Genomic DNA, 24,579 nt, shown 5'->3' with positions numbered 1-24,579 from the left:
CACATGAACATCCGCACCACGCTTATCGCCGCGCTGATCGCATCCGCCAGCGCCATTCCTGCAACAGCCGAGACGGTCAAGATCGCCATCGGCGGATCAAGCTGCATCTGCTATCTGCCGACCGTGTTGGCCAAGCAGCTTGGCAACTACGAAAAGCACGGCGTCGATGTCGAACTGATCGACTTCAAGGGGGGCTCGGCTGCGCTCAAGGCGGTGGTGGGCGGCAGCGCCGACGTCGTCTCGGGCTATTATGAGCATACGATCAGCCTTGCGGCCAAAAAGCAGCAGCTTGCATCCTTTGTGGTCATGGACCGCCTGCCGGGCATCGCGCTGGTCGTGGCGCCGGGACAAGAGGGGGAAATCAACTCGGTCGCCGATTTGTCGGGCAAAGCGGTGGGCGTGTCGGCACCCGGTTCCTCGACTGACTTTTTCCTGAAATACCTGCTGTCGCGGGAAAATGTCGATCCCAACGCGGCCTCGGTCGTGGGCGTCGGCGTGGGCGCCACGGCGGTTGCGGCGCTGGAGCAGGGCCGGATCGCTGCGGCGGTGACGCTGGACCCGGCGATCTCGCAGCTTAAGCAGCGCCATCCCGACCTGAAAATCATGGTGGATACCCGGAAAGAGGCCGATGCACGCCATCTGTTCGGCGCGGATTATGCGGGCGGCGCGCTTTACACGCGGCAGGAATGGATCGACGCGAACCCGAAACAGGCGCAGGCGCTCACCTCGGCCATCGTCGATACGCTGCATTTCATCCACGAATCCTCGCCCGAGGAGATCGCGGCCAAGATGCCACAAGACCTGATCGGCGATCCCGCGATCTATGCCGAGTCGCTGAAAAGCAGCCTTGAGATGATCTCGACCGATGGCAAAATGGATCCCGATGCCGCCGAGGCGGTGCTGAAGGTCATGAGCTTCAACTCGCCCGAGATCGCGGGGGCCGAGATTGATCTTTCCAAGACCTATACCAACGCCTTCGTCGAAAAGGTCGCGGCGCAGTGATCCGCGCGCGGCCCGGCATCAGGGCCGCCGTCGCTGTCAGCGCAAACCTGCCGCCTTGTGGGTTTTTCCGGTTGCTCGCGTCGCTAAACCTATAGAAGAATCGCACCGCGCCTGCCTATCATGAAAGACAGGTTGGCGCGGTTTGCGTTCGCCCCGACGCACTTGTTGATACAGGGGACGGCGCTTACCATGGCCAGGTTGCAGGCAGGCCCGGCAAGTCGCCTGATGCGTTGGCAAGACCTGTTCGGTGACGGTGTGTCGCGATCGTCTTGGTTTTATCTGGTTCGACGTTTGCCCAAATTATTGGTCTGGAGGACTTCTTGAAAGTCGTTGGCGTATGCAGGTTTTCTTTGATTGGTCGTGGTGACTGGAAAGATTACCAGAATAAGGACGAAGCTGAGATCGCTGCTGCAATCCGGCAGCGTGCCGAAATGCTTTTTGCGCCAAAGCGGATCGAACAACGGCTGAAAACCTTTGAGCTGCTGACACTGGCCAGCCTGAAGGCGCAGACGGATCAGGATTTTCAGTTTATCGTGCTTGCATCGCAATTGATGCCGCCGGCCTATCGCAAACGCCTGAATGCGCTTTGTGCCGAGGTGCCGCAGGTTGTGCTGCGCTATTTCGATCTGTCTACTGCGCCCGATGCCCAGCGACAGGTTTTCACGGAACTTGGCCTTGAAATGCCCAAGGTCGTCCAGTTCCGGCTGGACGACGATGACTGCCTTTGCCGAGAATATGTGGAAATATTGCGTAGCGCGTTGGCCGAAATCCCTGAAACCGACGAGCCTGTCGCAGCCAGCGTCCGGGGCGTCTTGTACAGCGTTACCGATGGTCCGCTGACGGGCGTCTATCATTGGCCTGCTGAGTATTTCAGCGCAGGCGCGGCGCTTCGCGGGGCAGGGCGTTCTATATACGAATTTGGGCATTTTGCGCTGGGGCGGCGTTTCAAAAGCGTTGTGATCGAGGATCATATGTCGCTGGCGACCAATTCAGGGGTTAACGACACGAACATTACGCCGCACCTTGTGAAAAAACGCGGGATGGAGTTGTTGTCGGCTGATGAAATGGAAAATGCGGTTATCACCCATTTTCCATTTCTGACGGATGACGCATTGGCGGTTGCGGGGCTGATCGACTCGGAACCCGAAGGGCCGTTGCCCGAGGAGGTTATCCCGGCACCGGCTTGGTATACGAATTTGGCAAACTCGGCGTATCGGCGCGGATTTTATATTGCCGAAGACGAATTTGCGCTGCAATTTACGCAACGCGCCACAGAACGGCTTTATGTCAGTTTCGACAATCTGTCGGATGCGCGCGCATCGACAACCATGCGCGACCCTTGGGGTTATGCCTTTGCACAAAAGCGCGATTGGTCGCATCTTGGGGTCATGGCGTTTCGCGAAAACTGGTATCGCTCGGAAGAGCTTTTCAATGAGCTTGAGAGACTTGCCGCCAAGGACTTCTTTTCGCGTTTCAAGCAAGTGATCTTTTCCGGGACTTCGATGGGTGGATATGCAGCTTGCGCATTTTCATCTCTTGCGCCGGGAAGCACGGTGATCGCATTCTCGCCACAATCCAGTCTGGCCAAAGCCGTCGTGCCTTGGGAAAAGCGATATTCGAAAGGGCGCAAGGCGGATTGGAGTGGGCGTTATTCCGATGCGGCTACCGAACTGCATTTGGCACAGAAAGTCTGGATATTCTACGATCCGCTGATGGCCGAAGACCGGCTTCATGCTGAACGAATGGCGGGGCCGAATACGGTCTTGTTGAAGACCCGCCGCGCGGGACATTTCAGCGCGCAATTCCTGCGGCAGATGGGGGAACTTTCCTCGGTCGTGACAAAGTGCGTGGAAGGATCGCTATCCGAAGGGCAGTTTTATTCTACATATCGGCAGGCACGCGAATATCGCCGCTATCTGGAACAGATGGTGCTGCATGTGATTGAGAACGGCACGTTGCCGTCCATGCGTCGCTTGGCACGTGCGCTGGAAAACATGCATAAGCCACAGCTTTTGTTGACTTTGCAGAACGCGATCCGCGAACGCAATGCCGTCGATGCCGACAAGATTACCGACACCGATTTGGAAGGCCGGAGCGTTTCGCAGATTTTTTAGCAAGCATTTTAATGGGGAAGGAATAAGATGACGAGTTCTGTTCTGATAGTAGAAAATGCGATCATCGTTCCTCCGCCTGTGGGTGCCGATGGGCGCGTTGTCAATTCATCGGCGGTTTTCATGCCAGATGGCACGCGGATCGAAACTGCCATATCCTATACGCATGGTCGGTCCCGTCATGCCGACATTGCGTTCCCGACCGACGCCGAGATGGATGATCTGCCCGGCACGCATATTTTCGGTGGCATATTCTTCGGACATTTTGGGCACTTTATCACCGAATCCACAGGCCGGCTGTGGGCTTTGGATGAACCCGGCGTCGATACCCGCTCGGTGGTCTATATCCCAAAGGCCGGCCCCGTTGCAGATGGCGCAATCCGCACGCAGGTCAGCTTGTTGGCCGCAATCGGCATCGACGTTTCGATGAATGTTGTGAAAGGTCCGACGCGGGTCGAACGCTTGCTTATTCCCCGACAAGAATTCGGGTTGGATGAAAACATCATTGCCGGATCCCCGCGTTATATCGCATTTTCTCGCGCAGCCGCCGCGCGCACCAAGGCCGAGGGCCCCGAAAGGCTATATATCTCTCGGCGCGACCTTCCTTTGGATCGCGGCACCATTCTGGGAGAGTTGTTCCTGGAAAAACTGCTTGCTGCCGAGGGCTATGATATATGGTTGCCGCATCGGGCCAGCAAGGAAGAGCAGGTGGCGCATTATCGCGCAGCCAAGGAAATCGTTTCGGTTGATGCCTCACCGCTGCATCTGTTGGCTTATGTCGCGCGGCCAGATCAGAAACTGGCGATCATCAAGCGCCGCTCAATGGATGCAGTCGATTTCATCCACACTCATGTGACATCATTCGGCGGCAGTCAGGTCACGATTATCGACGCATTGCGGGCGGATCACGTCCATGAACGAATGCGCCGGATCGGTCGTTCGTCATGGGGAGAGGTGGACTTTGCCGAAATCGGCGCGCGTTTGCATGAATTCGGTCTGATTTCCGATCCCGCACCTTGGCGCCATTGGCCCGAGAGCGAGATGCAGGCACAATTGCAATCCATTGAGGCGACGGCGGGTGCCAAGTTTTTGCGTATCCCCGCCGGGCAATCCCAGCCAATGGCCGAAGAAATGGATTAGGCTGATCTGGGGCGGCATGGCAGGGCGTGATGTCTCTCGTCCTGCCGGGTCATCTGCCCCTCTGAACAGTTCCGCTTTGCAGATCGTTTGTATGGGGCCAGCCGCGATACTCAGCCGCCGATCAGGTAAACGGCGAACATCGCGCCGCCAAGGCTGACGGTGATATCCGCGCTGATCATACGCAAAGCCGACCAACCGCGAACGGGACCATTTTCCAAAAGCCAGATCAGGCTCAGCACGCCAATGGCGAGGATTGTCAGAACGGCCAGAATGCTCAACAGGATGCTCATGACGGTTTTCTCCCTGATTTAAGGGCGCCGGGCGGGCTGGGTAGCGGCCCGGCGCGTTGATTTGAATAAGGCTGCCCGCATGGCGGGACGCGCTTTGGGTCAGGCCACCAGTTCGCGGCGGTTGCGTGCATGACGCTCGGCAAGTTTTCTTGCCATCTTGCCCGTGCACAGCATCCGAACGGCGCTGTGGCCTTCGCCTTCGCGCAATTCCGGGAACAAGGCGAAAATTTCTTCGCGTGCTGCCGGTCCGACCGCTTTGAGGGCCTGACCGCCGGTGTAAAGCGACTCCGTCTCGGCCCCATTCGAGGTGACGATCTGGTGTTCGTCGAACAGGAAGTGGACATAGACGACGCTTGTCATCTCCTCGGCGATGTCGATGCCCTCGATCTCGCAAAGCTGCTTGGCGGCAACAAGAACTTCGTTCGTGCCGAACATGCGTTGCGCGATCTGCGACCGCACCAGAATGCGGTGCTGGGGCGAAACGACCAGATCGGTCGTGGGTGTCCCGCCCCCAAGCGCACCCTTGCGGATGCGGATGGGCCGCAGATTGGGCGAGGCCTCCAGGATGTGCCGGCCCAACTCGCGCTTGCCGATCCAGCGGATGGGTTGCAGTCCGGCATCGCGGGTGCGCACCATCATGCCCACCTGCAGTTCCCCGGCGGTCACGGGGCCATCCTTTGTCTCGATCAGGGCGTCGTCCGAGAAGCAGACGACATTCGAGTTTGCGTTGGAAAGATCGTCGGCGGAAACGGCGGTGCCGTTGTTTTGAACCCGCAACGAGAAGTTGGCGCCAAAGCCGTTGGCGGTGTTGATACTGTTCAGCACCCCATCGTCGGATTGGTCGGCGCGCATCCAGCCAAGCGAAGTCTCATACGGGCGCAGCCCGGCAGCTTCGCGGCTGGCATTGATGATCGCAAGGTTAGCGTCGTTGTAATACCCTGAAAGATCGACGAAATCGCTGGTTGCCGGATCAGCGGTCGCGGTAAAGTCCGAGATGAGATCGTTGTTGCCCGCAGCAAACGTGTCAGCCCCGGTGCCGCCGGTCAGTGTGTCGGCCAGGTTGTCGTCAACCGCGTTGCCATTGACGATATTGCCGCCCGCGATGAAGTCGTTTCCGGCGCCGCCTGCGACAGTATCGCTGCCGAGACCGCCTGCCAGCGTATCGTTGCCGGTCCCGCCATCGACCGAGTCGTTGCCCGCACCCGCGAACACGACGTCATTGCCGCCGCCCGACAGCACCGTGTCGTTGCCGTCGCCCGCATTGATGGTCTCGGCCCCACTGCCGCCGGTCACCAGATCCGCGCCAGCGCCGGTGTTAAAGGTCGCTGCCGTGGTATTGGCCGAGGCGTCGATGGTATCGGCCCCGTTGCCGGTGGTGATCGTTTCGATCGTATTGAACCCGGCCGTGCCGCCCGCGCTGGCGAATGTGCCCGCGCCGTTGGTATAGGTGACGGTGGCGTTGCCTGACAGTGCCGCGCCGTTCAGCGTATCGGCCCCGGCACCTCCGGCGATGGTATCTGCGCCATAGGTGCCGGACAGGTTGATGGTGTCGTCGCCGTCGCCAGCGTCGATGCTGTCCGCGCCTGCGCCGCCGTCGATCACGTCATTGCCGCTGCCTGCAAGGATCGTCTCGGTCGCGGCGCCGCCCGTGATCGTGTCGTCGCCCGCACCTGTCGCGAAAGTGGCCGCCTGCGTGCTGTTCGTCGCGGCGTTGATGATATCGGCACCCGAGCCGGTGGTGACAGCCTCGATCGTCGTGAAGCTGGCCGTGCCGCCTGCGCTGGCGAATGTGCCCGCGCCATTGCCGAATGTGACGGTCGATGCGCCTAGCGACGCGCCATTCAGCGTATCGCTGCCCGTGCCGCCGGCGATGGTATCTGCACCATAGCTGCCGGTCAGGTTGATGGTGTCGTCGCCGTCGCCAGCGTCGATGCTGTCCGCGCCCGCGCCGCCGTCGATCACATCATTGCCGCTGCCTGCAAGGATCGTCTCGGTTGCGGCGCCGCCCGTGATGGTGTCGGCCCCCGCGCCGGTCGCGAAGGTTGCTGCCTGCGTGCTGTTCGTCGCGGCGTTGATGACATCGGCACCCGAGCCGGTGGTGACGGCCTCTATCGTCGTGAAGCTGGCCGTGCCGCCAGCGCTGGCGAATGTGCCCGCGCCATTGCCGAATGTGACGGTCGATGCGCCCTGCGACGCGCCGTTCAGCGTATCGCTGCCCGTGCCGCCAGCGATGGTATCTGCACCATAGCTGCCGGTCAGGTTGATTGTGTCGTCGCCGTCGCCCGCGTCGATATTGTCCGCGCCCGCGCCGCCGTCGATCACGTCATTGCCGCTGCCTGCAAGGATCGTCTCGGTTGCGGCCCCGCCCGTGATGCTGTCATCGCCCGCGCCCGTGGCATATGTCGCAGCCAGCGTGCTGTTTGTCGCGGCGTTGATTGTATCATTGCCGCTGCCAGTGGTGACAGCCTCGATGGTGTTGAAGCTGGCCAAGCCGCCAGCCCCGGCAAAGGTGCCCGTGCCATTGGCGAAGGTCACTGTCGCAGGACCGCTTAGCGATGCGCCGCTAAGCGTGTCGGAACCCAGGCCACCCGTGATCGTATCGGCGCCATAGGTGCCGCTTAGGTTTATGGTGTCGTTGCCGTCGCCCGCGTCGATGACATCCGCGCCCGCGCCACCGTCGATCACGTCATTGCCGGTGCCTGCGTTGATCGTCTCGGTCGCGGCCCCGCCGATGATGCTGTCATCGCCCGCCCCGGTCGAAAACACCGCACCCAGCGTGCTGTTTGTCGCGGCGTTGATGGTGTCATTGCCGCTGCCGGTGGTGATCGCCTCGATCGTGGTGAAGCTTGCCGAGGCACCCGAACTTGCGAATGACCCTGTGCCGTTGCCGAAAGTGACGTTCGCGGCAGTGTTTAGCGTGCTGCCATTCAGCGTGTCGGAACCCGCACCGCCGGTGATCGTATCGGCACCGTGGTTCGCTGTCATGTTGATCGTATCGTCGCCATCGCCCGCGTCGATGACATCCGCGCCCGCGCCGCCGTCGATGACGTCGTTGCCCGCGCCTGCGTTGATGGTTTCGGTCGCGGCCCCGCCGGTGATCGTGTCGGCGCCGCCTCCGGTCGAGAATGTCGCAGATTGCGTGCTGTTGCCGCTGGCGTTGATGACATCGGCACCGTCGCCCGTGGTGATCCCCTCAACGGTATTGAAACTGACCGTGCCGCCCGTGGCCGCCAGACTGCCGGTCCCATTGGCAAAGCTGACGGTCGCCGCCCCTGTCACGGTGGATGCGTTGATCGTGTCGCTGCCAAGGCCGCCGGTGATGGTGTCGTTGCCGAAAGTGCCGGACAGGTTCACGGTGTCGTTGCCGTCGCCCGCGTCGATTAAATCCGCACCGGCCCCGCCGTCGATGATGTCGTTGCCCGCGCCTGCATTGATCGTTTCCAGACCCGCGCCGCCGGTGATGCTGTCATCGCCCGCCCCGGTCGAAAAACTGGCTGCAGCCCCATTGCTTGCGGCGTTGATTGTGTCGTTGCCGCTGCCGGTGACGATGCCCTCGACGGTGTTGAATGTCGCGGTGTTTCCGCTGCTGACGAAGGTGCCTGCCCCCGCGGCATAGGTCACCGTAGCGGCCGTTGTCAGCGTTGAGCCGGTCAGTGTATCGCTGCCCGCACCCCCGATGACCGAGTCGTTGCCATAGGTGCCGCTCAGGACGATTGTGTCATCGCCATCCCCGCCATCAATCGTGTCATTGCCCGCGCCACCGTCGATGCTGTCATTGCCAGCCTCGCCCAGGACCGAGTCATTGCCCAGGCCCGACAGGATGGTGTCATTGCCGGCTCCCGCGCGCACGCGGTCATCCTGCCAGGCGCTGCCCGAGCTGGAAATCCCGTCCCCGCCATCGATAAAATCCGAACCGGATGCGACAGGTTCGACATAGCTGCTGTTGATCAGATCGGCCCCGGCGGTGCCATCGACATAGCCATTGTCCCAGCCGATCTGCAGGCGGTCAGCGACGAAGTTGGCGTCGTTGTTGTTGACCGAGTTGAACGTGACGGACTGGATCGGTTTGTTGGTCAGTGCGGCATTGGCAGTTGTTGCGGGCGGCGCAAGGAAAAGCTCGCCCGTGGTCGATTGTGCCGCGATCAGGACCGTGGTCGCCGTGGTGCCGTCGGCATAGGTGACGGTCGCATTATAAGCCACCACCCCGTCATAGGTGAAAGTCTGGTTGCCTGCACCGATGTTCGTGACGAATGAATCATCAGACAGCAGGTTGTTGGTATCCAACGAACCAGCCGTTCCCCCCACATCCTGCGTCGTCGCAGAAGTAATCTGATTATAAAGCGGCGAACCTGCGCTGCCAAAGGTGAAGTTATTCAGAAGCGCAGCACCCTCCGAGATCGTTCCACCTTCGGTCGGATCGATCAATACAGGAAGCCCCGTAATAGGGGTCCGCGGCACACCGAGATAAATCCAATTGAATGTCGTCGGCATATTTCCTCGCTTCGATCTAAAATGATTGTTGACGGGATATAAGGGTCCAGATCAATGCATCTGTGCATTGATTTTCATAGATATTGTTGGGTTGATTTATGAACGACACGCAATCGGTAAAATGCCATCCCATTTAATGGGATCGGCGTCACGGCACATTTAAAACCAATGGCCTAATATGGTGGCCAGTCGGCTTCATATTTGTCTTATTCGTCGAACGCGTAATTCGCGCTTTGGAATATGAATCACAGGCCGCATTATCACCAAGCGATTTGGCGATTTGCAAACTTATAATTCAGTAATTCGATTTCGGTTTCGCGTGAATTTCAGAAGATCGGCGAAAATATGCCTTCGATCTGTGCGCGGTTATGCAAGGGGTTGATGTATGTGAAACAAATAGTTTCAGCAGCTTGTTGATACGGCATGGCGATGGGCGATCAAAATTAAGCCGTCATAGGCAGAATTCCGCGCAAACCGTTTGGCTCTCAACTTCGTTTGGTATTGCGGCTTTGGAGTTCAGCAAGTTGCTGAATCGCGGCAGGGCGCTCTGGCAGGAAATCCGCGTGATTGAGCTTTGCCGGCCTGCCTCGGACGAATCGCGTGTGTGATCGGTCGTCAGCACCTGTTCAAAGTGTCGGACCCCTATGGCTCGTGGTAGGAAACATCATGAATCTTGGCCCCTTGAGGTAGGATATGAAGCATTTTGCGCCCGCAGTGATGTTCGTCTGGGTCATCGCGGCGCCGGGATGTGCCGATACTGAATGGCGCCTGCCACCTACCGCCGGTGCTGCGGATTATCAGCTTGGCGGTGCCTATCGCCCCGATCCGCGTGTCACCATTGTCGCGCGCGACAGTCACGCGCAGCCTGAGCCGGGGCTTTACAATATCTGCTATGTCAACGGCTTCCAGACCCAGCCGGGTGAGTTGCAGACATGGATTGACGACCATCCCGACGCGGTTTTGCACGACGGTGAGGGAAACCCTGTTTCTGATCCCGGCTGGCCCGACGAATACGCGCTGGATACCCGCTCTGCCCGATCACGCACCCAGATTGCCGAGGTGGTGGGCAGGGCCATCGCGCGCTGTGCCGCGTCAGGCTTTGACGCGGTTGAGTTCGATAATCTTGACAGTTGGACCCGTTTCGACGGGCTGACCGAACAGGGCAATCTGGCGCTGGCCGCGGAGCTTGTGGACCTTGCGCATCATCGGGGGCTGGCCGCCGGACAGAAAAACGCGCCCGATCTGGGTGACAAGGGGCCGGGCGCCGGCTTTGACTTCGTGATCAGCGAAGAATGTGCCGCCTGGAACGAATGCGGTGCCTATCGCGCGCAATACGGCTCGCATCACATCGACATCGAATATCAGGATGCGTTACCCAAGGGGCATTCGTTTGACACCTTATGCCGGTTGCCCGACCAGCCGGACCTGACGGTGTTGCGCGACCATTTGTTGCGGACACCGGGTCAGCCGGGCTACGTGTTCGGGCTGTGCCCTGTGCCGTAGCTTGTGCCAACGCGAAAAGCAGCACCTTGTCCCGTCCTGCGATCACGGCATTCTGGACAGAAATCAGGCAGTATGGGTCAAGACTATTGACGTGCGATGCTCTGGTGCGGTCAGTTTGGATATACGCATCATAGCCGTTGGACGAACATGAACATCCTTGTATTCCAGCATCTTGCCGTCGAACATCCGGGTATCTTCCGCGACTTTTGGCATGAGGCAGGCCATTCCGTGCATATCGTCGCGCTGGACGAAGGTGCGCCGATCCCCGATCTGGCGGGTTTTGACCTGCTTGCGGTGATGGGCGGGCCGATGGATGTCTGGGAAACGGACAAGCACCCTTGGCTGGTCCCGGAATTGGACGCGATCCGCACATGGGTGTGCGATCTGGGTCGCCCCTATCTGGGTATCTGCCTTGGCCACCAGTTGCTGGCCGAGGCGGTGGGCGGCAAGGTCGGGCGCATGGCCGCCCCCGAAGTCGGCGTCACCGCGACCACCTTGACGCAGGCCGGGCGCAGCGATCCGCTTTTCGCGGGTTTCCCGGAAGAAATTCAGGCCTTTCAATGGCATGGGGCCGAGGTTCAGCAATTGCCGCAAGACGGGGTCACGCTGGCCGGAAACGCTGCATGTCCGGTTCAGGCGATCCGTGTGGGGGAAAGGGCATGGGGCATCCAGTTCCATGTCGAGATGACCTCCAGCACGGTCGCGGAATGGGGCGCGGTGCCCGAATATGCCGCCAGCATGCAGACCGCGCTGGGGGCCGAACGCGCCAAAGGGCTTGAGGCGGAGCTCGCCAGCGACCTGCCGGCCTTCAACGCGATGGCACGCCGGATCAATGACAACCTGTTCCGCGCGATTGCCAAGGTTACGGTTGCCTAGAACCCGAACGCGCCGACGACAGTTGCGGGGCGGACGCCGCTGCGCCGCAGGGACGCGGCCCCCGACGATCCGGGAATGGCGGCTTCGGCGGCAAGCCTGTCGGGTTCCTCGATGCGTGGCGCGGGGCAGACGCCTTTCTTTTCCCAAAGGTTGCGGGCAATCGGCCCTGCCACTGCGCCAGAAATCGTGCCACCCGCCAGATCGTTTTCGCGCACACGTCCCGCCGCCACCAATGCCTTGATGGATGCTGCTAAAATCTCGGCGGATTGCTGAAAGGTGATGTCAGCGACTTTTCGCTCGGCGGGCGTCGGCGTGCCGTCCACGTTGCAATGCTTTGCGACGAACAGCCAGTCGTGGATCATATAGGCCGGAGCATAGCCCCAAGGGCCAAAGCCGTTGAACAATTGCCCGATACGTGGGATCGAGCCGCCGTCGGTATACATCATCTCGGGCTGGATCTGGCGCTTCTGGCCCAGATCGTCGGTCCAGGTAAAGGTCAGGCGGTCGTTCGGATTCGGGACAAAGACGAACTTGCCGTCCCCTGATGCGCCCCCTTCGCCGACCCACATCACGAACAGGCCACCGCTGAATTCACCGGGCTTGGTTTCGGCGTAATTGACGTTTCCGCAGCCCGCCAACGCGGCGCTTAGCGTGAATATGGATACGAGCAGGGGCAGACGGCGTTGGAACATCATTCGCCTTTCGCACAACGGGCTGTTTCCACAATCACACCACCAATGCGCGAAAAAGAGAAACGCTGATGCTCGCGTTACGGCTGTATATTCGGGCAGGATTCCGGGGCTTGGACCGATCGCGATGCCGAAATGCCCGGTCATGGCGGCGACAGACGTGGCCGCCGCCATGCGCGGTTGCGTTACGGCTGCGATGGCCCGCGCAGCGCCATGCCGTTGACCTTGACCTCACCCGTTCCCAAGGCTTGGATTTCCCAGATCTGCTCGCCCTCGGTCGTGCCGGGTTTGGCCATGGCACGCGCCATGCGCAGCATCGTCAGAGGTTGCGCGGTTTCTTCGGGCGGGGCTGCTGCCAGTGCCGCCTCGATCTTGGCAAGTCCGGTTGCGGCGATCCGTGCCGTGCCTTCGGGGGAACCGCCGGGGGTCAGCGGACTGTTCATCTGACCGCTGGCGATGACATTGTAATCCTGCCCGGTGATCTTGCCGTCCTTCAGGCTGAAGGTGATATGTCCCTTGGGAAAGGTCGCCTGCTGCATGGCGGGGGCGTCCAGTGTGCCCAACGGGTCTTCGGCGTTCAGGTCATAGCTTTCGATCAGCATCTTGCTGGCGGCGGCAAGGTCCAGTCCGTCCAGCTGCAGGTCCAGATCAAGCTGCGACGGGATCAGCGGCAGCGACCAATCGGGTGCCAGCCCCTCGGGCAGGGTCAGGTTGCGCAGGCCGACACGCTGGCCGAATTTCGCATCGCTGATAAGGCCGCTCAGGCCGAAATCAATCGACATCTCCTCCATCGCGAAACGTCCGATGGGGGTGTCCACGGTCGAATCGTGCATGGTCGCGTCGATCGCCATGTCGTTCCATAGCGGCAGGGCGCTGGTCAGCTGCGCGCGCAGATCGTTCTGGCCCTCCTTGATCAAGGCCTCCGAGGGACGGGCCACGAACCATGCCGCCAAGGCCAGCAAGCCCTTGCTTTGCAATTCATCGATCTTGACGGCGCCATCATAAGCGGGCGACGTGAAGCCGACATGGATCGGGGCTTCCTGATCGCCGCCGGGATATATCTGCATGTTCTGGACCAGGCCACGCGCGGCAAAGCTGCCGTCGATGTCCACCCCGCCCGCGGTGCCCGCGGCGGCGCGATTTTCATAGGTCATGCTTTCGGTCGTCTGGCTGTCACGCGACACGATGACCGGGGCTGCGTCCGGCGCAGGTTCGATCCAATTGCCCGCATCATCCAGCGAACCCGTCGCGGGCTGATACTGGATCGTCTCGGTGACCATATTGGTCAGCTCACCCTTGTTTTCGCGGAAGGTGCCAAGGCTTTCATCCCAGATACCGGACGAGCGGCTGTGAAGCGTGATCGTCTGGTCTTGCACGTCCTTGATCTTGATCGAGACCGAAAAGTCCTGCTCCTCGGAGACGTTCCATGTTCCGTCGCCGTTGTCCTGCAGGCGATAGGCGATCGGCTTCATCTCAAGCGTCAGCTTGTCTTCGGGCAGCTTGGCGACCAGCGGGGCGGGATCAATGCTCATGTCATAGAAATCCCCGGCGGGTGTCACGGCAATCACACCCTCGGTCGTGCCAAGATAGGATTGGAAAATCTGTGTCAGCCGCTCGGCCCCCGCGTCTGTCGCGGGAACGGCAAGCGCCGGGATCGGCATAAGGGCAAGCAAGGCTGTGGTGGTATAGCGGTCGAGCATCTGGTTTCCTTGTCAGGGCATTGCGGATGGTCGGCGGTCGTGGTGGCTTGCTGGTGCGGGCTTACACGATCCGATACGGACGAATTCTTGCGCCCCGCACATCGGCATTTTCAACAGTTTCCTTGCGTTACAGAGTTTTGCCTGCAACGCAAGTCGCGGTGTGACAAAGCGGTTTTCAGATTGGCGCAGCGTTTTCCTGCGGCGCGAGACGCAAAACCGATGCGGCTACGCAAAGCTGCGTGCCGCATCCTGTTCAGGGAAGGAAGGACCCAAGGTCCGATGGTCAGATCAGCGGCGTGGCACCCGGCTGGTTGCGCAGATCCTCAAGCGCCTCTTGCAGCTTCACGGGATCTTCGGGAAGCTCGGTCCCATAGAATTCCTGGGCAAGGTCTCGTAGCAGCACGACCTGACTTGCCATCGAGTCGGCAAGTTTTCCTTGTAGACTGACCAGGTTCATCGAGTGCAGCGCAGTATCAAGCTCTGCCAATGCCCCAGCGCAGGTCCGAATCGAAGCGTGCAATTTCGCCTCTACATCGTTTCCGATCTGCATCTGTGTCCTCATCGATATCCTCCGCTATCGGTTGTGTGACAAAGGCTCAAACCGCGATAGGGGTCAGGGTTCCCCATTCAGGGTGCATTTTTTCCTACGTCGGCGAATACATGCTGATCGTGTCGCTCAGCGCAGATCGGCGATCACCTTGCCATCATTGGGCAGACTGCCCGGCGCCACGATCTCGACCGAGCCTTTCAGCCGCGTGATCTCGGCCAGCTTTTCGGCCAGCGTCGCCGCGACGGTGCTGTCATGATGTTCGACCAGCAGATGCATCCGGTCCTGTTCGCCCGCCCGGCGGACTTCCAGCCGCAGGCGCAGACAGCCGGGGACGGCGCGACCGATGGCGGCGATCTGTTCGGGGCGCACGAACATGCCCTTGACCTTGGTCGCCTGATCGGCGCGGCCCATCCAGCCCTTGATGCGGCGGTTGGTGCGGCCCGCCGTCGCGGGAAGGATCGCCGACATGTCGCCAGTGGCAAAGCGTAGCAAAGGATAATCCGTGTCCAGCCGCGTCACGACGATTTCGCCCACCTCGCCATCCTGGACGGGATCGCCGGTGCCGGGGCGCAGGATCTCGACGATGACGCCTTCGTTCAGCACCATGCCCGGCCCACCATCTTCATAGGCGACGATGCCCAGATCGGCTGTGCCGTAGCATTGCCGCACCGCGACACCGCGTCCCGCCAGCTCGGCGCGCAGGCTTTCGGGCAGCGCTGCACCCGTCACCATGCCGACCTGCAGGGAACTGCGGTCCACGCCCGCCTCATCGGCCTTGTCCAGCAGGATCTTCAGGAAATCCGGCACGCCGACATAGACGCGGGGGCGATACTGGGCGACGGCGGTCAACTGTTCGGCGGTATTGCCCGGACCCGCCGGGATGACCGGGCAACCGATCGCTTCGGCGCCCGCCTCGAAGATGAAGGCGGCGGGGGTAAGGTGATAGGAGAAGGTGTTCAGCACCACATCACCCTTGCGCACCCCCGCGGCGTGCAGGGCGCGGGCCGATCCCCACCAGTCCGGCGCCCCGCCCTCGGGGTCGAAGATCGGACCGGGCGATACGAAAAGCCGCCGCAGATGGCCAGTCGGCACCCCCGTCAGCCCGCCGAAAGGCGCATCCTGCGCCTGCAGCTCGCTCAGGTCCGACTTGCGCAGCACGGGCAGGGCGGCCAACCCGGCCAGATCGTCCAGCGGCGCGGCGGGTAGCCGGTCCGCCCAGAAGGGTTGCGTGGCCCGCATCCGCGCGATCTGCGCATTCAGGCGGCCAAGCTGGTCCGCCGCGCGGTCGGTTTCGCTGCGCGTCTCGGTCTGGTCGTAATGTTCGGCGGTCATGGGCTTTCCTCAGGCCAGCCAGCGCTTGCGCCGGCGATAGTGTTTGACGTTGCGGTAATCGACGTGATCCGCGCCACCCAGATAGAAATCCTGCACATCGGGGTTGGATTTCAGGGTCTCGGCCGGGCCGGACATCACGACCTGGCCCTGTTCGATCAGATAGGCGCGGTCCACGATGTCCAGCGTCGCCGCCGCATTCTGTTCGACCAACAGCACGGACAGCTTTTCGCGGGCGTTAATGTCGCGGATGATGCCGAAGATTTCCTGCACCAGCAGGGGCGACAGACCCAGCGAGGGCTCGTCCAGCATAATCAACTGCGGCTCGGTCATCAGGGCACGACCGATGGCCAGCATCTGCTGTTCGCCCCCCGACAGATAGCCCGACTTGGACTTGATGCGTTCGCGCAGGCGCGGGAAATAGGCATAGACCTGATCGCGCAATTCGTTGAAGCGCCCGATATTGCGGCCCCGATAGGCGGCGATCAGGTTTTCATCCGGCGTCAGGTGGCCGAAGATGCGCCGCCCCTCCAGCACATGGACCAGCCCGGACGCCACGCGTTCCGGTGCGCCCATGTTAAGGATCGACCGATCCCCGAAACGCACATCGCCGCGCGTGACCAACCCGCGTTCGGGGCCCAAAAGCCCCGAGACGGATTTCAGCGTCGTGGATTTGCCCGCGCCGTTCGACCCCAGCAGGGCGACCATCTCGCCCTCGGCCACCTCCAGCGAGACGCCCTTGATGGCAAGGAACACCTTGTCATAGATCACCTCGACGTTTTCCAGAACCAGCGCGGGCATGGCGTCACTTCCCGTAATGCGAGGCGGATTCCTCGATCACCTTGCGCACCAGATCGGGATAGGCCGCGTGCCATTCCGACACGGGCACCCATTTTTCGCCGTCCCATTCCGATACGCGGCCCGCACCGCCGCCCTGATGGTCAGCCCCCGTGATGGTGATGGCGGGCATCAGCCCTTCGGCGTCATAGCCCGCGATCTTTTCGAAGCCCGCTTTCAGCGCGTCGCCGTTTATCGTGGCCCCGCCTTCGGCCCCCAGCCGCGCCGCTTCGACCGCGACGGCCATGGTCGCGACGCCAAGGTTGTAATAGCTGTTGCCGACATTGGCGGTTTCGCCCGAGCCTTTGCCCGGCGCGATGACCTTTTCGTTGATGCGCTGGATGATCGGGTGATCCATCCCCGAGGCCGTCGCCTCGAACCGCTTCACGCCCTTCATCTGCGGGCCGACATTGGCGGCATCGGTTTCGGCCAGCCAGATCACCGAATGGATCTGTTCGGGGCGGATGCCGTTCTGGATTGCGGTGCGGACGGACACGGCCTGACCGCCCCCCGCGCCCCAGATCATCACGTAATCGGGGCGATAGCGCCGCACCTCGGACCATGCCGAGGATTGTTCGTTGCCGGGGCTGGCATAGGGGAAGGCCTTGAATTCGAACTTTTCCTGTTCGGACAGGGCTTGCAGGATCGGCCCCGGTTCGCGACCAAAGGGGCTGTCGATATGGACGATGGCGATCTTTTTCCCCTCAAGCCCGCCGGTCTGCTTCATGTATTCGACAAGGTTTGCGGCCTGCGCCCAATAGGTCGCCATCATCGGAAAGACATAGGGAAATACCGTCCCGTCCGACGCATCGCCCCGGCCATGTGCGGGGGTGATGACAACGTTCTTATCAGACTGCGCCTGATCCAGAATGGCGGCGGAAACCGGGGTGGAAAGGAAATCGAAAAGGATCGCGCCTTCTTCCTTGGCGCGGTTATAGGCCTCGATCCCGCGCTGGGGCTGGTTGCCGGTGTCGCGAACGATGGCGGTGAAGGTGTTGCCGCCGATGCCGCCTTCCTCGTTCACCAGCCGCAGATAATCCTGCTGCCCTTGATTGTATTGCCCGGTCACGAAGGTATAGACCGCCGTGAAATCCTGAAGCAGGCCGAACTTGATTTCTTCGGCATGTATCGGCCCTGCGACGCCCACGACCAAGGCGGTGGTCAGTGCCAGTTTGCGCATCCAGTTCATCTGTCCTCCCTTCATGTCAGACCCCCTCCCAAGGATCAGCTTCTGGCGTGGCGGAACGGCCAGACCAGAAAATATTTGCGGATATTGTCGTAGATTTTCGCCAGCCCCAGCGGCTCCAGCAGCAGAAAGCCGATGATCATCGCGCCATAGATCATCAGCGGCAGATGCGAGAGAAAGTTCTGGCTGACGGGAACCCAGCCCGTCGCAGCAAGGGCGGATATGATGTTCGTCAGAAAGATCGGCGCCAGCAGCACGAAGCCCGCGCCCAGCCACGACCCGATGACCGAACCCAGGCCCCCCACCAGCACCATCGCCACCAACTGGATCGAGACGTTGAAGCCGAACTGTTCCGGCGTCACGGCGCGATAGAAGCAGAAGGCAAGGATCGCCCCGGTGACGCCGCCCATGAACGACGAGGTGAAGAACGCCATCAGCTTGGTGCGGAACGGATCGACGCCGATCACGGCTGCGGCGAAATCCTTGTCGCGGATCGCGACCAGCGCCCGCCCGAATGAGCTGCGCTTGACGTTCATAAAGAACACCGTCAGCAGCACCGCCCATCCCAGCGCCAGCCAATACCGCGCGGCAAGGCTGTCCAGCGGCAACAGCAGGAAACTGACGGCAGGCGTGCGCAGGGTCGCATGTGCGCCGCCCGAAATCCACGGCACGTTCACCACGACCCAATCGACCAGATACTGCATCGCCAGCGTCGCCATGACCAGATACAGCCCCTTGACCCGCAGGGCCGCACCGCCAAAGACCGCGCCGATCACAGCAGCGATCAGGCCCGACAGCAGCAGCGAAATCTCGAACGGGATGCCCGCCCGCGTCAGGTGGATCGAGGCATAGGCCCCGATTGCCATCACCGCCGCAAAGCCGAAATGCAACTGTCCGGCCAGCCCCATCAGCAGTGTCAGCGACAGCGCCGCCGCCGACCAGATGACCCAGGGCAGGACATAGCTGCCAAGGTAAAGCGGCGAGACGTAAAGCGGCGCGAAGGCCCCGAGCACCAGCAGCGCGACCACCAGCCAGCGGTCGGTCGGCACCTTCCACAGCCGGCGGTCGGCGCGGTAGCTGGTGTGATAGGTGCCCGACAAGCGATAGAACATGGCTCAGATCCTTTCGATGTCTTCGCGGCCGAACATGCCGAAGGGGCGGATCATGATGGTCAGCAGGATGATCAGCGAGGTGACGACATCGCGCGTCGAGCCGCCCGCGACGCTGTCCAGATAGCCGGGGATGACCGTCCCCAGCACGCCGACCAGAATGCCGCCCAGGACCACGCCATGGATCGAATCCACGCCGCCAAGGATCACCACGGCGACGGCGGGAAACAGCAGTGCCGACAGCGTCCAGTCAACGCCCTGCGACGACCCCCATAGCGCGCCCGCAACGACCGCCGCGACCCCCGCAAGCCCCCATGAGATGCCGATGGCACGCTCGACCGAGATGCCGACGGCCCAGCTGGACACATGGTCATCGGACACGGCGCGCAGCTTTGTGCCCAGACGGGTGCGAAAGAATGCCAGCGCCGCGCCGACCAGCACCAATGCCGCGATGCCGCCATAAAGCGAGGTGCGGTTGATGAACACGTCGCCGATGATGATGGGGGCGAAGTCGATGCCAAGGTCGATGGGCTTCGGGGCCGATCCAAGGATGCCGGGAACAAGGCCGCGCAGCAGGATCTCCAACCCCAGCGTCAGCATGACGACCATGATGACCGGCTGGCCCACCATGCGGCGCAGCAGCAGCCGTTCGACCACAAGGCCGAAGCCGAACATGATCGCGCCTGCGATCGGGATCGCGGCCCAGACCGGCAGGCCCCATGACATGACCAGCCAGACCGCATAGCCCGCCGTCATCACCAGCGCGCCTTGGGCCAAATTCGGCACGCCTGCGGATTTGTAGATCAGCACGAAACCCAGCGCGACCAGCGCATACATCAGCCCGGTCAGCGCGCCCGAAATCAGCAGTTCAAGGAAATAGGCCATCAGCTGTCCCCCGCATCGGCCAGCCGCAGCACCCGATCCAAAGATCCGGTCTGGCCGTTTTCATAGGTGATCCGCGCCTTGAAATCGATCTGGTCCGCGCCGTCGTTCAGCGCCTGAATGATCGGACCGTAACGGTCGTCGATCACGTTGCGCTTCAGCTTGCGGGTGCGGGTGACCTCTCCGTCATCGGGGTCGAATTCCTTGTGCAGATTGGCGAAACGCGCCACCGACAGCCCATGCGGCAGGCTGGCATTGACCGCTGCGATCTGCCCCGCGATCAGGTCATAGACGCGCGGCGTCTGCGACAGTTCGGCATAGGAGGTATAGGCCACGCCGTTTTCCTGCGCCCATTGGCCGACCGCCTGAAAGTCGATGCAGATGATCGCGACCAGCATGTCGCGGCCCTGTCCGATGACGGCGGCGTCCTTGATATGGGGGGAGAACTTCAACCGGTTTTCAATATAGGTCGGGATAAAGCGCGTGCCGTCGCGCTTTTCCACCACCTCGGACACGCGGCCCAGGACGACAAGCTGTCCATCCGGTTCGATCTGGCCCGCATCGCCCGTTTGCAGCCAGCCATCCACAAGCGCCTCGGCACTGGCCTTGGGGTTCTGGAAGTAGCCGTCGAAGATATTGTCGCCGCGCAGCAGGATCTGGCCCGCATCGTCGATCCGCATCTCCACCCCCGGAAAGGGGCGGCCCACCGTGGTCAGGGAAATGTCGTCCGGCCCCTGCGCCACGGCCAGCGCGCAGTTTTCGGTCTGGCCATAGAACTGGCGCAGGTTCAGACCAAGGGCGCGGAACCACAGGAACACATCTTCGCCAATCGCCTCGCCCGCGGTATAGGCGCGCTTGACGCGGGCCAGACCCAGCTGATCGCGGATCGGGCCGTAGATCAGCCATTCACCCAACCAGCGCGTCAACCCGCCCGCGCCGGGCTTGCCTGCCAGCCGCGCACGTTCGGCGGCCATGGCGCGGGGCATGAACCAGTCGTAAAGCCAACGCTTCACCCCCTTCGTTTCCGCAATGCCCACCTGCACGCGGGTCAGCATCGCCGACCACGCGCGGGGCGAGGCGAAGTAAAGCGAGGGCGCGATTTCGCGCAGATCATGCAGCGCAGTTTCTTGCGCCTCGGGGATGTTGACGCTGAAACGCAGTTCCGTCGCAGCGGCGATCGAGAAGATGTAATCGCCTACCCATGCCATCGGCAGATAGGCCATATGCACCTCGCCCTGACGGAAATACCCGGCGGCGGCGGCGTTCCTGACGCCCGACAGCACATGCCCGTGCTTCAGCGGAATGCCCTTGGGCGCGCCGGTGGTCCCCGAGGAATGCATCAGCACCGCGATGTCATGGACCGAAGCGCGGGTGATCAGCGCATCGCGCAGCCCCGGCTCGGCCTGCAAGCGTGCGGCCCCGGCGGCGCGGATCGCGTCAAAGCCCATGACGCCCGCAGGCTCGCGCCCGGACAGACCGCGCGGGTCATCATAGATCACCAGTTCAAGTGCGGGCCAGCTTTCGCGGGCCTCCAGCATCTTGTCCACCTGCTCCTGATCCTCGGCCACGGCCATGCGGATGTTTTCGCGCGCCATCTGCGCCGCCAGCTCAGTCGTCGGCGCATCAGCATAGGCGGGCGAGGGGATGGCCCGCAGACAGGCGATGCCCAGCATGGCGAAATACAGGTTCGGGCGGTTGTCGCCGATGACCATGACCACATCGCCGGGGCCGATGCCCTGCGCCTCAAGCCCCGCGGCGAACTCGGTCACGGCGGCCAGATAGGCGCGCCAGTCATATTCCTGCCAGATGCCCCGGTCGCGTTCGCGCATGGCGATCTCGCCCGGATACTGCGCGGCGTTCTGCGCCAGACGCGCCAGAATTGTGTCGCCGGGCCGCCAGTCGGGATGCAGCGCCACGCTGGTGTCGATGGGATCATGCTGCATCGCGGGGCTTTCCGATATAGGCCTCGATCACACGGGGATCGGCGATGGCTTCGCGGGCCGGGCCTTGGGCGATCTGCTGGCCGTTGTTCAGAACCAGCACCCGGTCGCACAGCGCGGTGACCACATCCATGTGATGTTCGATGATCAACACGGTCAGCCCCAGCGCGTCCTGCGCGTCCAGAATGAAGCGGACCATGTATTCCTTTTCCTCCTGGTTCATGCCCGCCATGGGTTCGTCCAGCACCAGAAGCCGAGGCTCGGCGCACAATGCGCGGGCCAGTTCGACGCGCTTTTGCAGACCCAAAGGAATGACATCGACATATTCGTCGCGCGCAGGCGCCAGTTGCAAAAGGTCGATCACCTCTTCGACCTTGCGGCGATGGGCGGTTTCTTCGCGCGCTGCCCACCACGGGTAGAAAAGCGAGGCCAGCGGGTTCGGCTTCATATAGATGTGCCGACCCATCAGGATATTGTCCAACACGCTCATGCCATGAAACAGCGCGACGTTCTGGAAGGTGCGGGCCACGCCGCGGTCGGCGATGCGAAACGGCTTCATGCCGTTGATCGGCTGGCCGTCCAGCAGGATCTGGCCCTGCTGCGGCGGATAAAAGCCGGTGATCGCATTGACCAGCGTGGTCTTGCCCGAGCCGTTCGGCCCGACCAGTCCGAATATCTCGCCCCGCGCAACCGCGATCGACACGTCCTTTAGTGCGACGACCCCGCCAAAGCGACGGGTGACGTTCCGGCATTCCAGAACAGCATCTGTCACGGGCGCACCCGCATGACTGCAAAGCGCCCGAACGGCGCAAAAGAACCGTGCATAGGCTGTCCTCCCAAACAGTTCTGCTGGTCGGCTCCTCCTCCGACCTCGGATCGTTGGAATCAGGCTAGCACCGGTTTCGGTTTTGGGTAAAACGAAAAGAATGACAAAGTTCTTTCGGGAATCTTGAAATGCATCCCAACCTCGTCGATCACCTGCAGGCGTTTTGCGCCATCGTGGACCAAGGCAGCCTGACGGCGGCGGCGCGCGAATTGCGCAGGCCCATATCGTCCGTCAGCTATTCGCTGACCCAGCTTGAGGCGCAATGCGGCTTTCCCCTGCTGGGCACGGGCACCAGTCGGGCCGAACTGACGCCGCGCGGTCGCGTCCTGCTGACCGAGGCGCGCAGCGTTGTCGAACGCGCCCGCAGTTTCACGACCCATGCGCAATCCTTGGAAGTGGGCGAGGAGACCCGGCTGCGCGTGCTGGTCGATGTGCTGTTTCCGCGCGCCGACTTGAACCGGGCGTTGCGTGATTTCGCGCTGGCCCATCCCCATGCCCGCTGCCAGTTCTTCAGCTCATCGCTGGCGACGCTGTGGGATGAATTGCGCGATGGCGATTTCGACTTTGCCCTGACGCTGGCTGCTGCGATCCCGCTGGACATATCCGCCCGTCATCTTGCGTCCGAGGTGCTGGCCCCGGTTTGTGCCGCAGGTCATCGGCTTGCCCGCCTGCCGCAGCCCTTGCCGATGCGCGCCTTTGACCGCGAAAGGCAGATCTATTACGTCGGCTCGCCTCTGACCGATATGGAGCGGGTGGGGCGGCTGTTTTCGCCCGATGTCTGGACGGTGAACGATGTGGACGCGATCAAGTCGATGGTGGTCGCGGGCCTTGGCTGGTGCTTTTCCGCGTCCCGCACATTCGCCGCCGAAATGCAGCGCGGCGAGGTGGTGCGCCTGACCTGCGAAGACATGCAGTTCCATCCCGCCCGCACGATTGTCGTGGCATGGCCCGCGCATCGCCGTCCGGGTCCGCTGGGTCAGCAGATGGTGGATGCTTTGACGGCGGGGCTGGGAAATCCCGGCGGCGCAGGGCAGGGCTGACCCGCGCTGCACCGGCGCAGTCGTGCAAAGCGGTCAGTCAGCGCCGCCCTGTATCGAAAGCGCAAGACAGGGGCGCAGCGCAGCCATCAAAGCGGTGCGTTCGCTGCTGGTGACAGCAGGTGTTGGCGCGTGGCAAAAATCGCAGGGAATGCGGCCCAGTTCCGCAAGGCACGCCTTCAGCCGCGCAGCCGCCATATGGCCCGGCGCTGCATAGACAAGCCGCGCAAAGTCGAAAAGCGCGGTATGGATTTGCAGCGCGTGGGTGAGCTGCCCGTCCCGCACGGCCTGATCCAGCGCGACGATCAGTTCCGGCAGGATGGCGGCCAGACTGACCGCGCTGCCTTCGCTGCCGATCAGATAGCATGACAGCAGATGTTCATCCCCGGACGCCATCACGGCCACATCCGGCCTTGCCGCGTGGACGATGCGGCGGGTCGTCTCATAGGCGCGGGTTTCCCAGCTGCCTTCCTTGATGCCGACGATACTGTCGATGTCCATCAACGCGCGCAGCGTGTCCGGGGCATAGGCCAGCTTGCCCGACCCGACCGCGCCCTGAAACAGGTAGATCGGCGCGCCCGTGGCATCCGCAATGCCGCGATGATGCGCCACGATGGCACGGGGATCGGCGCCAAGCGCCCATGAATATGGAGGGAATACCATCACGGCATCAGCCCCGGCCCGCAATGCGGCCAGCCCGTCCGCGACAGCCCAAGCCGTGGCCTCGGCGCTGACGGCGGCAAGGATGCGGGTGTCCGGCGCGACCTGACGGGCAAGGGCGATGACATGGGCCTGTTCGTCGCGCGACATGAAGATGCCTTCGCCCGCATGGCCGTTCAGCAGCAGCCCGTGGATCCCTTTGGTTTCCAGAACGGCGGAAAAATGCGACTGCTGGGCATCGGTATCGATGCGCCCGTCCGGGGTCAGCGTGCAGATGGTGGCTGCGTAAATCCCGCCATTCATGTGGCTTACACCTTCCCGGTCAGTTCCGGGACGGTTGTGAAGAGGTCACCGACCAGGCCGTAATCGGCGATCTGGAAGATGGGGGCTTCCTCGTCCTTGTTGATGGCGACGATGACCT

19 protein-coding genes and 1 pseudogene are annotated in these 24,579 nt (G+C 62.0%); 6 read left to right on the top strand and 14 right to left on the bottom strand.

Annotated features, from left to right (window positions below; genetic code table 11):
• The first annotated feature begins 3 nt into the window (after positions 1 to 3).
• The 3 genes from FN835_RS02225 (at position 4) to FN835_RS02215 (ending at position 4,253) form a co-directional block, all read left to right on the top strand.
• Positions 4 to 1,002, top strand: coding sequence for an ABC transporter substrate-binding protein (locus FN835_RS02225; RefSeq protein WP_142661572.1), 999 nt, complete (start codon positions 4 to 6; stop codon positions 1,000 to 1,002).
• A gap of 320 nt (positions 1,003 to 1,322) precedes the next feature.
• Positions 1,323 to 3,116, top strand: a complete 1,794-nt coding sequence (locus FN835_RS02220; protein ID WP_185958551.1) for a glycosyltransferase — start codon at positions 1,323 to 1,325, stop codon at positions 3,114 to 3,116.
• A 120-nt stretch (positions 3,117 to 3,236) separates the two neighbouring features.
• Complete coding sequence (locus FN835_RS02215; protein WP_185958550.1) at positions 3,237 to 4,253, top strand: glycosyltransferase 61 family protein; 1,017 nt, start codon at positions 3,237 to 3,239, stop codon at positions 4,251 to 4,253.
• A gap of 110 nt (positions 4,254 to 4,363) precedes the next feature.
• Here FN835_RS02215 and FN835_RS02210 read toward each other — a convergent pair whose 3' ends face one another.
• Together FN835_RS02210 and FN835_RS02205 are read right to left on the bottom strand one after the other, a co-directional pair.
• On the bottom strand, positions 4,364 to 4,543 hold the full coding sequence (locus FN835_RS02210) for a hypothetical protein (protein WP_142661569.1): 180 nt from the start codon (positions 4,541 to 4,543) through the stop codon (positions 4,364 to 4,366).
• Between the two features lie 99 nt (positions 4,544 to 4,642).
• Positions 4,643 to 8,968: a Hint domain-containing protein gene (locus FN835_RS02205; RefSeq protein WP_221930383.1), complete on the bottom strand. Its 4,326-nt coding sequence runs from the start codon at positions 8,966 to 8,968 to the stop codon at positions 4,643 to 4,645.
• Positions 8,969 to 9,727: 759 nt separating this feature from the next.
• On the opposite strand from FN835_RS02205, the gene FN835_RS02200 reads away from it, so the two are divergent.
• Positions 9,728 to 10,537 (top strand): endo alpha-1,4 polygalactosaminidase, encoded by an 810-nt coding sequence (locus FN835_RS02200; protein WP_221930382.1) that lies wholly within the window; start codon positions 9,728 to 9,730, stop codon positions 10,535 to 10,537.
• Between the two features lie 147 nt (positions 10,538 to 10,684).
• The gene (locus FN835_RS02195; protein WP_142661567.1) at positions 10,685 to 11,413 is read left to right on the top strand and encodes a type 1 glutamine amidotransferase; all 729 of its coding nucleotides are present in this window, start codon (positions 10,685 to 10,687) and stop codon (positions 11,411 to 11,413) included.
• On the opposite strand, the gene FN835_RS02190 is transcribed toward FN835_RS02195, so the two are convergent.
• From FN835_RS02190 to FN835_RS02145, 10 genes are all read right to left on the bottom strand, one after another.
• On the bottom strand, positions 11,410 to 12,105 hold the full coding sequence (locus tag FN835_RS02190) for a DUF1353 domain-containing protein (RefSeq protein WP_142661566.1): 696 nt from the start codon (positions 12,103 to 12,105) through the stop codon (positions 11,410 to 11,412). The genes FN835_RS02195 and FN835_RS02190 overlap by 4 nt on opposite strands.
• Before the next feature lie 182 nt (positions 12,106 to 12,287).
• The gene (locus FN835_RS02185) at positions 12,288 to 13,802 is read right to left on the bottom strand and encodes a hypothetical protein (protein WP_142661565.1); all 1,515 of its coding nucleotides are present in this window, start codon (positions 13,800 to 13,802) and stop codon (positions 12,288 to 12,290) included.
• Between the two features lie 283 nt (positions 13,803 to 14,085).
• Positions 14,086 to 14,352, bottom strand: a complete 267-nt coding sequence (locus FN835_RS02180) for a hypothetical protein (RefSeq protein WP_142661564.1) — start codon at positions 14,350 to 14,352, stop codon at positions 14,086 to 14,088.
• Between the two features lie 126 nt (positions 14,353 to 14,478).
• The gene (locus FN835_RS02175) at positions 14,479 to 15,684 is read right to left on the bottom strand and encodes a phenylacetate--CoA ligase family protein (RefSeq protein ID WP_142661563.1); all 1,206 of its coding nucleotides are present in this window, start codon (positions 15,682 to 15,684) and stop codon (positions 14,479 to 14,481) included.
• Positions 15,685 to 15,693: 9 nt separating this feature from the next.
• Entirely contained in the window at positions 15,694 to 16,482 is a 789-nt protein-coding gene (locus tag FN835_RS02170; RefSeq protein WP_142661562.1) for an ABC transporter ATP-binding protein, read from the bottom strand.
• A gap of 4 nt (positions 16,483 to 16,486) precedes the next feature.
• Positions 16,487 to 17,722 carry an ABC transporter substrate-binding protein gene (locus FN835_RS02165; RefSeq protein ID WP_221930381.1) on the bottom strand — a complete coding sequence of 412 codons (1,236 nt, stop codon included), beginning with the start codon at positions 17,720 to 17,722 and terminating at the stop codon, positions 16,487 to 16,489.
• A gap of 20 nt (positions 17,723 to 17,742) precedes the next feature.
• Positions 17,743 to 18,816 carry a branched-chain amino acid ABC transporter permease gene (locus FN835_RS02160; RefSeq protein ID WP_142661561.1) on the bottom strand — a complete coding sequence of 358 codons (1,074 nt, stop codon included), beginning with the start codon at positions 18,814 to 18,816 and terminating at the stop codon, positions 17,743 to 17,745.
• Between the two features lie 3 nt (positions 18,817 to 18,819).
• On the bottom strand, positions 18,820 to 19,698 hold the full coding sequence (locus FN835_RS02155) for a branched-chain amino acid ABC transporter permease (protein WP_142661560.1): 879 nt from the start codon (positions 19,696 to 19,698) through the stop codon (positions 18,820 to 18,822).
• Positions 19,698 to 21,638, bottom strand: a complete 1,941-nt coding sequence (locus tag FN835_RS02150; RefSeq protein ID WP_142661559.1) for an AMP-dependent synthetase/ligase — start codon at positions 21,636 to 21,638, stop codon at positions 19,698 to 19,700. The genes FN835_RS02155 and FN835_RS02150 overlap by 1 nt, the downstream gene beginning before the upstream one ends.
• Positions 21,628 to 22,407 (bottom strand): ABC transporter ATP-binding protein, encoded by a 780-nt coding sequence (locus FN835_RS02145; RefSeq protein ID WP_142661558.1) that lies wholly within the window; start codon positions 22,405 to 22,407, stop codon positions 21,628 to 21,630. Before FN835_RS02145 ends, FN835_RS02150 begins: the two co-directional genes overlap by 11 nt.
• A 182-nt stretch (positions 22,408 to 22,589) precedes the next feature.
• Here FN835_RS02145 and FN835_RS02140 point away from each other — a divergent pair, with 182 nt between their 5' ends.
• Positions 22,590 to 23,501 carry a LysR family transcriptional regulator gene (locus tag FN835_RS02140; RefSeq protein ID WP_142661557.1) on the top strand — a complete coding sequence of 304 codons (912 nt, stop codon included), beginning with the start codon at positions 22,590 to 22,592 and terminating at the stop codon, positions 23,499 to 23,501.
• A 33-nt stretch (positions 23,502 to 23,534) separates the two neighbouring features.
• Here FN835_RS02140 and FN835_RS02135 read toward each other — a convergent pair whose 3' ends face one another.
• Both FN835_RS02135 and FN835_RS02130 read right to left on the bottom strand, forming a co-directional pair.
• Complete coding sequence (locus tag FN835_RS02135; protein ID WP_142661556.1) at positions 23,535 to 24,461, bottom strand: dihydrodipicolinate synthase family protein; 927 nt, start codon at positions 24,459 to 24,461, stop codon at positions 23,535 to 23,537.
• Between the two features lie 5 nt (positions 24,462 to 24,466).
• A pseudogene (locus FN835_RS02130) lies at positions 24,467 to 24,579 on the bottom strand (electron transfer flavoprotein subunit alpha/FixB family protein); the annotation flags it as partial.

The organism is Paracoccus laeviglucosivorans, from assembly GCF_900182695.1.
Classification (GTDB): domain Bacteria; phylum Pseudomonadota; class Alphaproteobacteria; order Rhodobacterales; family Rhodobacteraceae; genus Paracoccus; species Paracoccus laeviglucosivorans.
This window is presented reverse-complemented; position numbering and strand designations above follow the sequence as displayed.